The 13,490-nt window shown below is 70.2% G+C and carries 17 protein-coding genes; 7 read left to right on the forward strand and 10 right to left on the reverse strand.

Features of this window, described 5'->3' with window-relative positions; genetic code table 11:
* Together VFZ20_RS29300 and VFZ20_RS29305 are read left to right on the forward strand one after the other, a co-directional pair.
* Positions 1 to 246: hypothetical protein (locus tag VFZ20_RS29300; RefSeq protein WP_329687510.1), on the forward strand; the 246-nt coding region annotated here is incomplete at its 5' end.
* A 130-nt stretch (positions 247 to 376) separates the two neighbouring features.
* Positions 377 to 829 (forward strand): YhcH/YjgK/YiaL family protein, encoded by a 453-nt coding sequence (locus VFZ20_RS29305; RefSeq protein WP_329687511.1) that lies wholly within the window; start codon positions 377 to 379, stop codon positions 827 to 829.
* Positions 830 to 962: 133 nt separating this feature from the next.
* On the opposite strand, the gene VFZ20_RS29310 is transcribed toward VFZ20_RS29305, so the two are convergent.
* Positions 963 to 1,802, reverse strand: coding sequence for a hypothetical protein (locus VFZ20_RS29310; RefSeq protein WP_329687512.1), 840 nt, complete (start codon positions 1,800 to 1,802; stop codon positions 963 to 965).
* A 105-nt stretch (positions 1,803 to 1,907) separates the two neighbouring features.
* Positions 1,908 to 2,726 carry a hypothetical protein gene (locus VFZ20_RS29315; protein WP_329687513.1) on the reverse strand — a complete coding sequence of 273 codons (819 nt, stop codon included), beginning with the start codon at positions 2,724 to 2,726 and terminating at the stop codon, positions 1,908 to 1,910.
* Between the two features lie 125 nt (positions 2,727 to 2,851).
* Here VFZ20_RS29315 and VFZ20_RS29320 point away from each other — a divergent pair, with 125 nt between their 5' ends.
* Positions 2,852 to 3,250: a hypothetical protein gene (locus tag VFZ20_RS29320; RefSeq protein ID WP_329687514.1), complete on the forward strand. Its 399-nt coding sequence runs from the start codon at positions 2,852 to 2,854 to the stop codon at positions 3,248 to 3,250.
* Between the two features lie 110 nt (positions 3,251 to 3,360).
* On the opposite strand, the gene VFZ20_RS29325 is transcribed toward VFZ20_RS29320, so the two are convergent.
* The gene (locus tag VFZ20_RS29325) at positions 3,361 to 3,912 is read right to left on the reverse strand and encodes a GNAT family N-acetyltransferase (RefSeq protein WP_329687515.1); all 552 of its coding nucleotides are present in this window, start codon (positions 3,910 to 3,912) and stop codon (positions 3,361 to 3,363) included.
* Positions 3,913 to 4,689: 777 nt separating this feature from the next.
* Between VFZ20_RS29325 and VFZ20_RS29330 the strand changes: the two genes are divergently transcribed.
* The gene (locus VFZ20_RS29330) at positions 4,690 to 5,577 is read left to right on the forward strand and encodes a sulfurtransferase (RefSeq protein ID WP_329687516.1); all 888 of its coding nucleotides are present in this window, start codon (positions 4,690 to 4,692) and stop codon (positions 5,575 to 5,577) included.
* Between the two features lie 86 nt (positions 5,578 to 5,663).
* Here the strand turns inward: VFZ20_RS29330 and VFZ20_RS29335 are convergent, their stop codons facing one another.
* Positions 5,664 to 5,894 (reverse strand): hypothetical protein, encoded by a 231-nt coding sequence (locus tag VFZ20_RS29335; protein ID WP_329687517.1) that lies wholly within the window; start codon positions 5,892 to 5,894, stop codon positions 5,664 to 5,666.
* A gap of 257 nt (positions 5,895 to 6,151) precedes the next feature.
* Between VFZ20_RS29335 and VFZ20_RS29340 the strand changes: the two genes are divergently transcribed.
* Positions 6,152 to 7,318: an acyltransferase family protein gene (locus VFZ20_RS29340; RefSeq protein ID WP_329687518.1), complete on the forward strand. Its 1,167-nt coding sequence runs from the start codon at positions 6,152 to 6,154 to the stop codon at positions 7,316 to 7,318.
* Between the two features lie 393 nt (positions 7,319 to 7,711).
* Here VFZ20_RS29340 and VFZ20_RS29345 read toward each other — a convergent pair whose 3' ends face one another.
* Both VFZ20_RS29345 and VFZ20_RS29350 read right to left on the reverse strand, forming a co-directional pair.
* On the reverse strand, positions 7,712 to 7,966 hold the full coding sequence (locus tag VFZ20_RS29345; RefSeq protein ID WP_329687519.1) for a hypothetical protein: 255 nt from the start codon (positions 7,964 to 7,966) through the stop codon (positions 7,712 to 7,714).
* Positions 7,967 to 8,665 carry an oxidoreductase gene (locus VFZ20_RS29350; protein ID WP_329687520.1) on the reverse strand — a complete coding sequence of 233 codons (699 nt, stop codon included), beginning with the start codon at positions 8,663 to 8,665 and terminating at the stop codon, positions 7,967 to 7,969. It abuts the gene before it with no gap.
* Between the two features lie 99 nt (positions 8,666 to 8,764).
* Here VFZ20_RS29350 and VFZ20_RS29355 point away from each other — a divergent pair, with 99 nt between their 5' ends.
* Positions 8,765 to 9,205, forward strand: a complete 441-nt coding sequence (locus VFZ20_RS29355; protein WP_329687521.1) for a GNAT family N-acetyltransferase — start codon at positions 8,765 to 8,767, stop codon at positions 9,203 to 9,205.
* A 507-nt stretch (positions 9,206 to 9,712) separates the two neighbouring features.
* On the opposite strand, the gene VFZ20_RS29360 is transcribed toward VFZ20_RS29355, so the two are convergent.
* Entirely contained in the window at positions 9,713 to 10,309 is a 597-nt protein-coding gene (locus VFZ20_RS29360; RefSeq protein WP_329687522.1) for a TIGR04282 family arsenosugar biosynthesis glycosyltransferase, read from the reverse strand.
* Positions 10,310 to 10,383: 74 nt separating this feature from the next.
* On the opposite strand from VFZ20_RS29360, the gene VFZ20_RS29365 reads away from it, so the two are divergent.
* On the forward strand, positions 10,384 to 11,160 hold the full coding sequence (locus VFZ20_RS29365; RefSeq protein ID WP_329687523.1) for an HD-GYP domain-containing protein: 777 nt from the start codon (positions 10,384 to 10,386) through the stop codon (positions 11,158 to 11,160).
* A gap of 109 nt (positions 11,161 to 11,269) precedes the next feature.
* On the opposite strand, the gene VFZ20_RS29370 is transcribed toward VFZ20_RS29365, so the two are convergent.
* The 3 genes from VFZ20_RS29370 to VFZ20_RS29380 form a co-directional block, all read right to left on the reverse strand.
* The gene (locus VFZ20_RS29370; protein WP_329687524.1) at positions 11,270 to 12,025 is read right to left on the reverse strand and encodes a Nif3-like dinuclear metal center hexameric protein; all 756 of its coding nucleotides are present in this window, start codon (positions 12,023 to 12,025) and stop codon (positions 11,270 to 11,272) included.
* Between the two features lie 137 nt (positions 12,026 to 12,162).
* Positions 12,163 to 12,618 carry a polymer-forming cytoskeletal protein gene (locus tag VFZ20_RS29375; protein ID WP_329687525.1) on the reverse strand — a complete coding sequence of 152 codons (456 nt, stop codon included), beginning with the start codon at positions 12,616 to 12,618 and terminating at the stop codon, positions 12,163 to 12,165.
* 10 nt (positions 12,619 to 12,628) lie between these two features.
* The coding region (locus VFZ20_RS29380) for a M23 family metallopeptidase (RefSeq protein WP_329687526.1) at positions 12,629 to 13,490 on the reverse strand (862 nt) is incomplete at its 5' end.

The raw sequence follows: 13,490 nt of genomic DNA on the forward strand, positions 1-13,490 counted from the left end.
CGGCGCGAGAACCGGCGGCGCTTCCTGGACTACCTCTACCGCTGCTCGGAGGAGGAGGCCACGGAGTACCGCGACGGCTACGAGGTGGCGGACGAGCTGGGTATCAGCCGGCACGACGCGGAGCGCATCGTCCGGTACCTGGAAGACCACGGGTTCGTGATGAAGACGGGGCGCACGGGCCTGGTGCTGCGCATTACGGCCGCCGGCATCGACCACGTGGAGTCCGCCGTCGACGACGATTCGTAGAGTCTTACTGCGACTGCATTCTCACGCAGAGCCGCAGAGGACGCAGAGTACTTTATCGCGCGGACGAAGTACTCTGCGCCTCCGCGGCTCTGCGTGAGAAATCTGTTGGTCTTTTGAATCCCGGACGAGGATGATCCTTACCACACTGGCGGAATCGGGCGCGTACGAGGGGTTGGGCGAGCGCGTGGCGGCGGGGCTGCGCTGGCTGCGGACGTTCGATCCGGCCATCCCGGACGGGCGCCACGCCATCGACGGCGACGACGTGTTCGCCCTCGTCAGCACGTACGACACGGGGCCGTCCACGGAGAAGCGCTTCGAGACACACGTGCGCCACGTGGACCTGCAGTACGTGGCCAGCGGACACGAGCGCATCCTGCACGCGCCCGCCGCCGCGCTCACCGTCGAGACGCCGTACGACGAAGCCACGGACGTCGCCTTCTACGCCGAGCCGCCCTTCGCCAGCTCGCTGCTGATGCGCCCGGGCGACCTGGCCGTCTTTCATCCGGACGACGCCCACAAGCCCGGCTGCATGGCCGGCGGCCGCCACACGGTCCGCAAGGTGGTGGTCAAGGTGCGCGTGTAACGGAGCCCCGGAGCAACGGCATTCTCACGCAGAGGAAGCAGAGGCAGCAGAGTACCGCGGTTCCACGTGGAATGGGGTACTCTGCTGCCTCTGCTCCCTCTGCGTGAGAAATCTTTTTTGTGTTTCCCCTTGCTCAGCCCTCGAACCAGGAGGGCGGGCCCTGGTTCACGCGGACGTCCGCCACCTCCACGTCCAGCGCCATGTGGCCCTCCGTGAGCAGGCCCATGAACATCTCCATCAGCGCCGCCGTCTGACGGCCCTCCTCGCTCGTGTCCTGCGCCAGCTCCGCCCGCGCGGCCTCCATCCCCGCCGACATCATCTGCTTCTGGTCGTCGGTGAGCTCCATCTCCATGCGCAGGTCCATCCGCATCCGCCGCGGCACCGTGAGCCCGTCCGTCTCGCGGTAGTCGCGAAAGTCCATCGTCACCTCCACGTCGCCCCCGCCGGGCATCTCCGACATCCCCTCGGCCATCCCCGCCACGTGTACGCGCAGGATCTGGTTGGTGGCGGGGTCCACGTACATCCGCAGGCTGTCGGGCATGTTGCCGCCCTCCGACACCAGCCCCTCCATCCGCAGGAACAGCACGTTGGCCGTGCGCCCCTCCAGCCGCTCCTGCGTGACGTTGATGATGTCCGCCAGCTCCGCGAGGTCGCTCTCGCTCACCTCGTCCTCGCTGGGGAACTCGTCCTCCATCTCGCCGAAGGTGGGCCACACCACCAGCCCCTCCAGCATGTCGCCCATCTCCTCGTCGTCGGGGGTGGCCACCTCCCACTCGTCCCCGTCGCGGTACACGTACACGTCCGAGCTCAGGGCGCCGGCGCGCAGCGTGAGCGTGTAGTCCTGCACGCCCTCGCTGTTGCGCTGCAGCTGCGTGACCACGCCCCGCATGACCTGCAGGGCGTTGGGCTGCGCGGGGGCGGGGGCCGCCAGCGTGAGTACGGCCAGCGAGGCCGCGGCGACTGCCAATCGCATGTGATGCTCCATTCCTGTGAGGGGGATTTTTGCCTTCCGGTCACCTGCCCGGCCGCGCCGCCCGGGGGAGCGGCGCGTCCGTCCATCCATCCGCGGCGCGGCGGCTCAGCGCGCGCCGCCCTTGCCCGTGGCCCAGCCCGGACGGCCCGGGTTCACGGCCACGTCCTCCACCCGCATCCGCACGTCCATGCCCCCGGGCGAGAGCAGCTGCACGTACATGTCCACCAGGGCCAGCATGTCCCGCGCCTCGGGCTCGCTGCTCGCCGCCAGCTGGTCACGCGCCTGGCCAAACTGCCGCAGCATGAGCGCCCGCTGCTCGTCCGGCAGGTTGGGCAGCTCCAGCCCCATGCGCACCCGCACCCACGCCGGCAGCGACAGCCCGTCCGTCACGCGCTGCTCGCCCGCGTCCACCACGATGTCCATCCCGGCGTCCTGGCCGAACACGTCGCCGCCAAAGCCCGCCGGCAGCTGCGCGGCGATCACCATCCGCACGATGCGCCGCGTCTCGGTGTCCACCAGCACGCGGACGGAATCCACCTCCATCCCCATCCCGGCGCCCATGGGCGAGTCGATCACGTGCGCGGCCCGGCCGTCCACCGTCTCCCGGCGCAGGTACGCGGCGTTTTGCAGCCCCAGGCTCACGGCCGGGTCCAGCAGGGTAGGCCAGAAGACGGCCATCTGCGCCAGGTCCTCCAGCGGCGTGCGCCCCAGCCGCACGTCCCACGACTGCCCCGTGCGATGGACGTAGACGGGGATGCGCAGGTCGTCGTTGGCCAGCGTGAAGGTGTAGTCGTCCACCTCCGTCACGTCCGCCGCCAGCCGGTCGATGGCGGTGCGCAGGATCCGGGGCCCGTCCGGCTGGGCGGACGCGGGCGCGGCCAGCAGCAGGGCCGCGAGGGGAACGGCGTATCGAAGGAAGCGCATTGTGCGGTCCGCGGGCTGAATGGTGGATGCGACGGGACGATGATGCCGGCGCTGTCGCGATGCGGATGCGACGCGCGTTGTACGTGCGGATGGGTTTGGACGTTCCTTCGAACGACGGACGAGAGATGAAGCGGATGAGCATGGCGGTCCTCGCGGCCGCGATGATGACGATGGCGGCGTGCGGCGGCGGCCCCGGCGAGCCGGAGCAGCCCGGCGCCCTGAACACGAGCGTGCCCGCCGAGGCGGCGAGCATCATCGGCACGGTGACGCAGGTGGAGCGCGCGGGCGGCACGGCGCGCATCCTGGTGGAGCAGGTGCCCACGCGCAGCGCTGGCTACCCCATCGCCTGGATCAGCGTGACATCGCGCACGCGCGTCCTGGTGCGCGCCGGCGGGCAGGCGGCCACGGCAGGGTCGATCACCGACCTGGCGGATGGCGCGAAGGTGCAGGCGTGGTTCACGGGCGGCGTGCGCGAGTCGTACCCCGTCCAGGCCGACGCCGGCACCGTCCTCGTGGAACGCTGAGAAAACTGCATTCTCACGCAGAGGGAGCAGGGGCAGCAGAGTACTTCGTTCGCGCGATGAAGTACTCCGCGTCCTCCGCGGCTCTGCGTGAGAATGCCGTTGCCGTAGAGCTATGCCAGGCGCGGCAGCTCGTCCTCCAGCAGGCCCCACACCTCCAGGTCCTCCATCACGTCCCACTTGCGCACGTGGCCGCGCAGGGAGCCCTCGTGCCGCATGCCGATCTTGCGCAGCACGGCGCCCGACGCGGGGTTGCGCGACAGGTGCGCGGCGTGCACGCGGTGCAGCCCCAGCACGCGGATGCCCCACCGCAGCAGCGCGTCCGCGGCCTCCGTGGCGTATCCCATTCCCCAGTGCGGCCGGCCGATCCAGTAGCCCAGCTCGCCGCGCAGGTGGCTCATGTCGATGCGCAGCTCGATGGAGCCGATGAGCGCATTATCCTCCCGCAGCGTGATGGCCAGCACGGCGGCCTCGCCCGCGTCGTGCCGCGGCTCGTGCGTGGCGATCCACGCCGCGGCGCCGCCCTCGGGGTAGGGATGCGGGATCATGGCCGTGGTGTCGGCCACGGCGCGCTCGGCCAAGTGGGCCTGCACCGCCGGCGCGTCGTCCGCGGTGAACGGGCGCAGCAGCAGGCGCGTGGTGGTGAGCGTGGGCGGAAACGACATGGGCGGATGGACGATGGAAGCGGGGCGCACGCGTGGACTGCTGCATGGTGCGCCCCGCGGCTCCTCCGCGCCAGGGGAGAGGACGGCAATGACAAACGGCCGGCCGGGCACCGCGCCTTCGCGCGGGCCCGGCCGGCAGGTCAGAGCCGTCCCCTCAGCGCCACAGGCGCAGAAAGCGGAGGAGGATCGGGAAGAACTTGCCCAGCAGCTTTACGATCAAGCCGCCGATCAAAGTCCTGAACAGAAACCGCAGGAACAGCATGGCGGGTTTCGGCGTTGAGGTTGACGGTCTGCGCTGACGCCGATCCGTACGGCGCCACGCATCCACAGGTTTCAAACGAACTTCCGTCCATCTCCCACGCAAGCCGCCCGCGCTGAAAACAACTGCATTCTCACGCAGAGCCGCGGAGACGCAGAGGACTGCGGTTCCGCGTGGAATGGGGTACTCTGCTGCCTCTGCTCCCTCTGCGTGAGAACGCAGTTCGTCGTTCCTAGGCGTTGTCGCGATGAAATCAAGAATCATTCTTGACAAGGATCGGCGGAGCGGGTAGCATGCTCGTCATGCGCCAGTCTCCTTGCCGTTCCGCCGCCTGCTGTACGCCGCGCCGGCTCCCCCTGGGGAGCGGGGCGGGGGCGGCCGCGCGCGGGTAGGCACACGGCGCGCAGGCTGGGCCGGGGCACCGCGCCCCGGCGGCGATCTCCGCCCGGTTCGCGCGACTGCGACCCGGGCGTTTTGCGTACAGGGCACCAACCCATCCTCACCAGGAGCTGACCCGGATGTCGACCTCGAGCCCTTCCGCCGGCGCGCCCATCGAGCAGCGCGGCTACGCCAACCCCGATGCGCTCGTCTCCACGCAGTGGGTGGCGGACCACCTGCAGGACCCGTCCGTGCGCATCGTGGAAAGCGACGAGGACGTGCTGCTGTACGACGTGGGCCACATCCCCGGCGCCGCCAAGATCGACTGGCACACGGACCTGCAGGACCCCTTCATGCGCGACTACCTGGACGAGCAGGCCTTCGCCAAGCTCATGCGCGACAAGGGCATCGCGCCCGACACCACCGTCGTCTTCTACGGCGACAAGAACAACTGGTGGGCCACGTACGCCCTGTGGGTGTTCCGCCTCTTTGGCCACGAGCGCGTCAAGGTGATGGACGGCGGCCGCAAGAAGTGGGACGACGAGGGCCGCCCCATGTCGCAGGACATCCCGTCGTATCCGCCCGTGGACTACCCCGTGCCCACGCGCGACGACGAGCGGATCCGCGCCTTCCGCGAGGACGTGGTGGAGCACGTCAAGCAGAAGGGCCAGCTGATCGACGTGCGCTCGCCCGAGGAGTTCCGCGGGGAGAAGCTGCACATGCCCGACTACCCGCAGGAGGGCGCCGTGCGTGGCGGGCACATCCCCGGCGCGGCCAACGTGCCCTGGGCGCGCGCCGTGAACCCCGACACGGGCGAGTTCAAGAGCGCCGAGGAACTGCGCGCGCTGTACGAGCAGGGCGCCGGCCTGGACCCCGCGAAGGACGTGGTGGCGTACTGCCGCATCGGCGAGCGGTCATCGCACACGTGGTTCGCGCTCACGTACCTGCTGGGCTACCCCAACGTGCGCAACTACGACGGCTCGTGGACGGAGTGGGGCAACTCCGTGCGCCTGCCCATCGAGAAGTAATCGGCGGATGCGTTCCATGTGAAACGCGAGAGGCCGGCGCACCCCGCGCCGGCCTCTCGTCGCTTCGTTGGATCCGCGGATGCGCGTCAGCGGGCGCCGCAGCTGGAGGCGGCCAGGCGCATCCGCGACTCGATGTCCGCGCAGCTGATCCATCCCGGCGTGCGAGTAAAGGTCACGGCTAGCGTGCCGTCCGCCTCGTTCCACGCGTAGTCCGCGTCGCCCTCGGGGTGCGACACCGAGCCGCCGGCGCCGCCCGGAATGGTGATGCCCCTCCGCGCGGCCTGCTGTCGCAGGCAGTCCCAGACCTCCGCGGTCACTCCGTTCAACGTGATGGTGGGGCACGCCATCGCATCCTCCTCCTGATCGTCGTCCGCCTGATCGCGATCGGGCGGATGCGCGGGGCAAGGCGGGTGCCCGGCATCCGCATTCCCTCATCGCGATCAAAGGATCTGCTGCATGATGCCGGGTAGGAGATGGTGGATGGCTCACTCCCTCGCGAGCCTTGCCCGCCGGCGCGCGATGTAGCACGATAGGCCGGTCCCCCGCGCGTTCGCCAGCAGATCGATCCACGACGATGTCCGACACCCTCGCCGCACCGCGTCCCCTCGCGCCCGCCCTGGAGCCGGCCGTGCCGCCCCGGCCGGAGCGGCTGCTGTCGCTGGACGTGTTCCGCGGGCTCACCGTGGCGGCCATGCTGCTGGTGAACAACCCGGGCTCGTGGAGCGCCGTCTATGCCCCGCTGGAGCACGCGGAATGGCACGGGTGGACGCCCACGGACCTGATCTTTCCGTTCTTCCTCTTCATCGTGGGCGTGTCGATGGCGTACTCGCTGCTCCCGCGGCGGGAGCGCGGCGATGCGCCGGGGCCCCTGTTCGCCAAGGCGGCGAAGCGGTCGGCCATCCTGGTGGGCCTCGGCCTGCTGCTGGCGGCGTTTCCGTACTACACGCTGGACGTGGCGCACCTGCGGTTTCCCGGCGTGCTCCAGCGCATTGGGCTGGCGTTCCTGCTGGCGTCGGCCGTCGTGCTGTTCACGCAGCCGCGCGCGCAGGCGACCATCGCGGCGGCGCTGCTGCTGGGCTACTGGGCGGCCATGAAGCTGGTGCCCGTCCCCGGCTTCGGGGCGGGGAACCTGACGAAGGACGGCAGCCTGGCCGCGTTCGTGGACCGCACGGTGCTGGGGACCAACCACCTGTGGGCGTCGGCGAAGACATGGGACCCGGAGGGGCTGCTGAGCACGCTGCCCGCCGTGGCGACGGTGCTGCTGGGGGTGTTCGCGGGGCGGTGGATGCGCTCGCCGCGGCCGGCGCCGGAGCGGCTGGTGGGGCTGTTCCTGGCAGGCAACGCGGCCGTGGTAGCGGGATGGGCGTGGAACGGCGTGTTTCCCATCAACAAGAACCTGTGGACCAGCTCGTACGTGCTGTTCACGGCGGGGCTGGCCCTGCACGCGCTGGCCGTGTGCTACTGGCTGGTGGACGTGCGGGGCCGGCGGCGCTGGGCCCTGCCGTTCGCGTGGTTCGGGATGAACGCCATCTTCGCGTTCTTCTTTTCCGGTGTGATGGCGCGCCTGCTGAACCTGGTGAAGGTGGGCGGCAAGCCCATGAAGCAGGTGATCTTCGAGAGCGCGTTCGATTCATGGCTCCCCGCGCACGACGCGTCGCTGCTGTTCGCGCTGTGCTTCGTGGCCCTGTGGACGGCCATCGTCTGGGCGATGCACCGGCGCGGGTGGTACTGGAAGGTGTGAGGTGGTAGATCAGGATCGAGCGGAGGCGCGGAGTCCCAGTCTGAGCGGCTAAAGCCGCCGCTGGGAAAGCGATAAGCCCTGTCTCGCGCTGACGCGCGATGTGAACAGGGCTTCAACCACCAACACGGGCCACCACCCGGCGAGAATCCGGGCTCGGTGCACGTCGGCCGACCACCGCTGGGGCAGTCCGCGCAGGCGGACTTCGCGAAGTTCCAGCGGCGAATTCATTCGCTTGTGGGGCGCGGACCTCGCCCAAGTGCACCCCGCCCGCCCGCGATTTGTTCGCCGGACGTTGTGCACGGATCCCTCTCCTTCACGCGCGATCCCGCCCGGCCTCACCCCGATCCGCCGCCACCATCCCCGATCCACCGCGTCACCTCCCCCCGCGCCGCGTCATCCGCCCCGCGGGACGACCGGGACGATCCACTCGCGCGTGAGCAGGCCGATGATCAGCAGCGCCAGCATCAACGCGGCCACGATCATCACCGCGTACATGCAGCCCGTAAAGCCACATCCGCCCGGGCCCTTGTACATCTCGGGCGGGATGGGCTTCATCTCCGGCATGCCCTGTTCCGGCTCCACGGCATCCGCCGGATCCGTCAGATCGGTCCACTCCGGGTCCCGCGCCTGCTCGTCCCGCTCCGCCATCTACGCTCCGCCGGTCTGCTGGATCTCGTCCGATTCCAGAACGCGCACGCCGCGCGTCTTTTCCTTTGCCAGGCGCACCATGGCCCGCGCCACCGTGGCTGCCTCGATGGGGCGGTAGCGGCGCAGCGGGCCCACCATCATCCAGTCCAGCGCGGGCATGATGCGCTGGGCTATCTGCTCGCCCGTGCGCGTTTCCGCGCGCTCGCCCATCAGCAGCGAGGGGCGCAGGATCACCACGCCGTCCAGCGGCTGCGCGCGCACGGCATCTTCGGCCTCGCCCTTTACGCGGTTGTAGAAGATGCGGGACCGCGCGCTGGCCCCCGCCGCGCTCACGAGAAGATAGCGCCGCGCGCCGTGCTCCGCAGCCGCGCGAGCCGCGGACACCACGTAGTCGTGGTCCACGCGCCGGAACGCCTCCTGCGAGCCCGCGGCCTTGATGGTGGTACCCAGGCAGCAGAAGACGTCGTCCACGGCAAAGCTGATGGCGTGGTCTTCCCGCAGCCGTTCGAAGTCGGCGGTGCGCTGGTCCAGCTTGGGATGCATGCGCGCCACGGGCCGGCGCCCCAGCACGGTCACACGCGTGTACGCCGGGTCGGCCAGCAGCAGGTCCAGCACGTGCCCGCCCACCAGCCCCGTGGCGCCCAGCAGCAGCGCCGTGGCGGGGGTGTGGGGCGCGGGTGCAGCCGTGGTGTCGGTCAAGGAGTCGTCTCCGCTCGGGAACTTCGGAAGCCCTGAGATCATTATGCCACCTGGTGGGCTTCACCGCACCTCCTCCCTTTTCGCACCGCACCACTGCTGATGAGCAAAACCGAGTGCACCGTTCGCGTCCTGCGTCCCGAAGAAGCCGGCGTGCTGGACAACGTGGCGCCGGACGTATTCGACAACGACATCGACCCGCGGTGGACGGCGGAGTTCTTTGCCGATCCACGTCATCACATCGCCGTGGCGCTGGATGGCGGGCAGGTCGTGGGGTTTGCGTCGGGCGTGCGGTACGTGCACCCGGACAAGCCGCCGGAGCTGTTCATCAACGAGGTGGGTGTGGCGCCCACGCACCAGGGCCGCGGCCTCGCCCGCCGGCTCATGCACGCGCTGATGGACCATGGGCGCGGGTTGGGCTGCACGCAGGCGTGGGTGGGCACGGAGCACGACAACGTCGCGGCCAACCGGCTCTACGCGTCCGTGGGCGGCGTGCGCGAGGACTTCGTGCTCTACGCGTTCCGCCTGGTGCCGGAGGAGTGATTCCGGACGATGATGGGGCGGGGCTGAGAGCGAGAGGAGCAGCGGAGAAGGATGCGGGCCGGCGATGAGCAGCAGCAGATCGAGAGCGGTCGGCATCAAGCCGGAGAGGCCGGCCCCGGGCCTCGGCGATTGAAATCGCAGCACCGAAAACGTGATGTCGGCCTTCGCCGACGGCTCGTGCCGCACGCGCCGTAAGTGCACCAAAGGCGGGGCTCGCGCCATCCGCGAGCGAATGGAATTCGCCGCTGGAACTTCGCAAAGTCCGCCTGCGCGGACTGCCCCAGCGGAACTTGGCGCGTGTGCACCGGGGCGGCCTTTGGCTCGAACGCTGCCTTTGTGCATACGAGCGGCGTGCGGCAGGAGCCGTCGGCGCAGGCCGACATCACGTTGTCATAGCCGCGAATTCATTCGCCGTGGCTGGGGGGTCGCGAACGCCGGTTCAGATCCGCAGCTGAGTTCAGCCGCACCCGGCTTGAACCGAGCGTGTCCGCCGCATCCGCCCGAAGCTCACACCGGCAGCCAGCCCTCCGGCAGGTCCTCCACCTCGTCCACGTCCGCCAGCTCCTCCAGCATGGCGGGGACGACGCCGGCGGCGCGGAAGCGGGCGAGCGTGGCCGCCAGCACGTCCGGCGTGCTCCACGCAATCCCGTCGAAGATGCCGGGAACCATCCGTGTCAGGCCCAGCAGGTAGTATCCACCGTCCCGCGCGGGGCCCAGGACAGCGGGATGGTCATCCAGCGCGTCGAACGCGCGGCGGAGCAGCGACGCGCTCACGTCCGGCAGGTCCGATCCCACGATCACCACGCGCTCCGCGCCGTCCGCGAAGGCCCGCGCAAAGGCGTCCTCCATCCGCCGCCCCAAATCACCGTCCGCCTGTGGCAGGTACGCGGGGCCGTCGCCCAGCCACGCCCGCACGGCAGGCCCCGCGTCCGCCGGCGTGTGGTGCACGCGCACGCGCACCCCCTGGCCGGCCAGCGCGGCGGCCTCGCGCAGCGTGTGCTCCGCCAAGCGCCGGTAGACGCGCAGCGCCGCCTGGTCCCCGATGGCGGCGGCCAGGCGCGTCTTGACCCGCCCCGGCTCCGGCGCGCGGACGAACACGAGCACGGCGCGGGCTGGCTTGCTCCGTGCATTGGCGGGGGGCCTGGAGAACGATTGAGAACCCTGGAACGTCACGCGGGATGCCGAGCAACGAGAATGGATCGCGCCTGGGGCCGGCGGTGGCGGCACTGGGCGCGGCCGCGGTGGTGTCGGTCGGATGGCTGCTTGACGCCATGCGCCGCGAGCGCACGGCCGCGCAGCTGCACCGCGACATGGTGGACATCCTGCTCAACGCGCTCACGGCCGGCGACCCCGTCACGGCGCGCCACAGCCGCCGCGTGGCGGACCTGAGCTACGCCCTGGCCGAGGCCGTGGGCATCCGCGGCGCGGCGCTTCGCACGCTGCGCATTGCCGCGCTGCTGCACGACATGGGCAAGATCGACGACCGCTTCTTTCACATCATCCACTCGCGCAAGCCGCTTACGAAGGAGCAGCGGGGCGAGATCAAGAACCATCCGCACGAGAGCGCGCACATCCTGGCGCCGCTGGAGGGCGCGCACCCCGGGATCCAGCAGATCGTCTCGTCGCACCACGAGTGCTGGGACGGCAGCGGGTACCCGCGCGGGCTGGAGGAGGTGGACATCCCCTTGGGCGCCCGCATCATCTCGGTGGCGGACGCGTTCGACGCCATGACGCAGCCCCGCAAGTACCGCGACGCCCTGCCCATGGAGACGGCGCTGGCGGAGCTGCGGAAAGGCTCGGGCTCGCAGTTCGATCCCGCGCTGGTGGACCTGGCGAGCGCGCCGCCCGTCCGCGACGTTTGGCAGCAGATCGCCAGCCGCGACCTGTTCGCCGAGCGCCACGCCCTGGAAGGCGTCACGGAGGGCGACGAACCTGCCGAGGGGTCGAACGAATAACGGCAACCGATTTTCTCACGCAGAGCCGCGGAGGACGCAGAGTACTGCCGTTCTCTGCGGCTCCGCGGCTCTGCGTGAGAATCAGTTCCCGCGGTTCATGAAGGACGATTCACAAACCCGTGGGATGGTCGATGAACGTCCACTCGATGCCGAACTTCTGCTCCAAGTGCTCGGCCAGCGCCCGCACGCCGAACGTCTCCGTGGCGTAGTGACCGCCCAGCAGGAGGTTGATGCCGCCCTCCTCTGCATCGAAGAAGTTGTGGTGCGCGCCCTCGCCCGAGACGTACGCGTCGTAGCCGGCGGCGGCCGCGGCGGCCGTCTCGCCCCCCGCGCCGCCCGTGATGACGGCCACGGTGCGGATGAGCTCGGGTCCCCCGGCCACCAGCTTTACGCGCCCGCCCAGCAGCGCGTCCAGCCGCGCGCACAGCGCCTCGCGGCGAATCTCCAGCGCCCCCCATACGCCCACGGGTGATCCCTTGTAGTCGCCGAAGGGACCGCGGATCTCCACGCCCAGCGCGCGCGCCAGCACGGCGTTGTTGCCCACCTCGGGATGCACGTCCAGGGGCAGGTGCGCCGCGTACAGGGGCAGGTCCGCGTCCATCAGCGCCTTGAGGCGGCGGTACCGTCGGCCCGTGATCGTGCGGTTGCCGTCCCAGAACAGGCCATGGTGCACGATCAGCAGGTCCGCGCCGCCCTGGATGGCCGCGTCGATGGTGTGCTGCGCCGCGTCCACCGCCACGGCGATCCGGCGGATCTCCGCGCGGCCGGAATCGACCTGCAGCCCGTTGAGCGCGTTGGGATAATCGGGGACTTGCGAAACGCGCAGGTAGTCGTCCAGATAGGTGACAACGGAGCGAAAGTCCACGGTTTCAACCGGTTGCGGGTCGTATCCACAAACCTGTGGATAACTCGGGTGGAAAAGCGGGCCAAATCCCTGTGGAAAACAGCCAAGCCGTTGACCTGCAACGACTTGGCTGTATTTGCATCAACTGTGGATAAACTCTACGATTCTGTGGAGTTCTCCACGCGGGGCGGGGCGGGAAGGGCCAGCGACTCGGTTCCGTCCAGCATCTGCGTCTGCCCGTTGTGGACGGCGCCCTCCTCCACCAGCAGGTGCCCGGAGCGCACCCGGATGTGCCCCTCGATGATGCTGGTGGCCTGCGCCTCCAGGCGGCTCTCGGCCACTATGGTGCCCTGCACCCGCCCCCCGATGACGGCGTCCTGCGTGAGCACGTCGCCCACGATCTCGCCGCCCTTGCCGATGACCACGGCCTTGCCGGCGCGTACGGTGCCCTCGATGCGGCCCTCCACGCGCACGGTGCCGTCCGTCACCAGGTCGCCCACGATGTTCATCCCGGGGCCGATGATGGACATGGACGCCTCGCCGCCGCCCACGGCCCGTCCCAGCATGGTCCCGCGGTCGTTGCCGCGCTCGACCTTCTTTCCGCCTCCCAGCATGTGCTCGCCGTCAGTTCGGGTTCTGGATCAGGGTCCCGGGGTCCACCGGGTGCCCGTCCTTGCGGATCTCGAAGTGCAGGTGCGGCGCCGTGGACACGCCCGTGCTGCCGCTCAGGGCGATGACCCCACCGGCCGGCACCCGCTGCCGCGCGCGCACCAGCAGCGACGACGCGTGCGCGTACAGCGACTCGTACCCGTCGGGGTGCGCGATGCGCACGTAGCGCCCGTAGACGCTGTCCTCGCCCACCTCGGCCACGGTGCCGCCGCCGGCGGCCAGGATCCGTGACCCGCTGGCCACCGCGATGTCCATGCCCGGGTGGCTGCGTCCCAGCCGCGCCAGGTGTCCGCGCGTCACGAAGCCGCGTGCGTCCAGGGGCCAGCGGCGGGGAAGGGAAGAGCGGGCCGCCGCCACTGGCTCACCCTCCGCGTCGCCACTGTCCGCCGCCGCCGAATCTCCCTTCGCGGAATCGGCCCCCGCGCCGGACGCCCGCGTGGTGTCGACGATGGCGGGGAGCCGGGTGCTGTCGGCGCCCAGCATGGAGCGCACCTTGGTGTACTCCGCCGTCACCTGGTCCAGCGTGCGGGCCAGCTCGTCCAGCCGCTGGCGGTCGCGGCGCAGGTCGCGCACCTCGGACCGCAGCCCCGGCACCCGCGCCGCCTGCCCCGCCAGGTACAGCCACGACCCCGCCATCATCATCAGCAGCAGCGCGATGACGGCGCCCGCGCCCAGCATGACCTTGAGGCGCCGGTACGTCACCTCGTAGGAGCGGGTGCTGGCCGCATCGCGCCCGTGGGGGATCACGATGAACGTCATCTCGCGATCGTCGCGTGCCATGAACTGCGAGTGCGAAAGTGCGAAAGTGCGAGAGTGC

Origin of the sequence: Longimicrobium sp., from assembly GCF_036280135.1 — a bacterium.
Classification (GTDB): Bacteria; Gemmatimonadota; Gemmatimonadetes; order Longimicrobiales; family Longimicrobiaceae; genus Longimicrobium.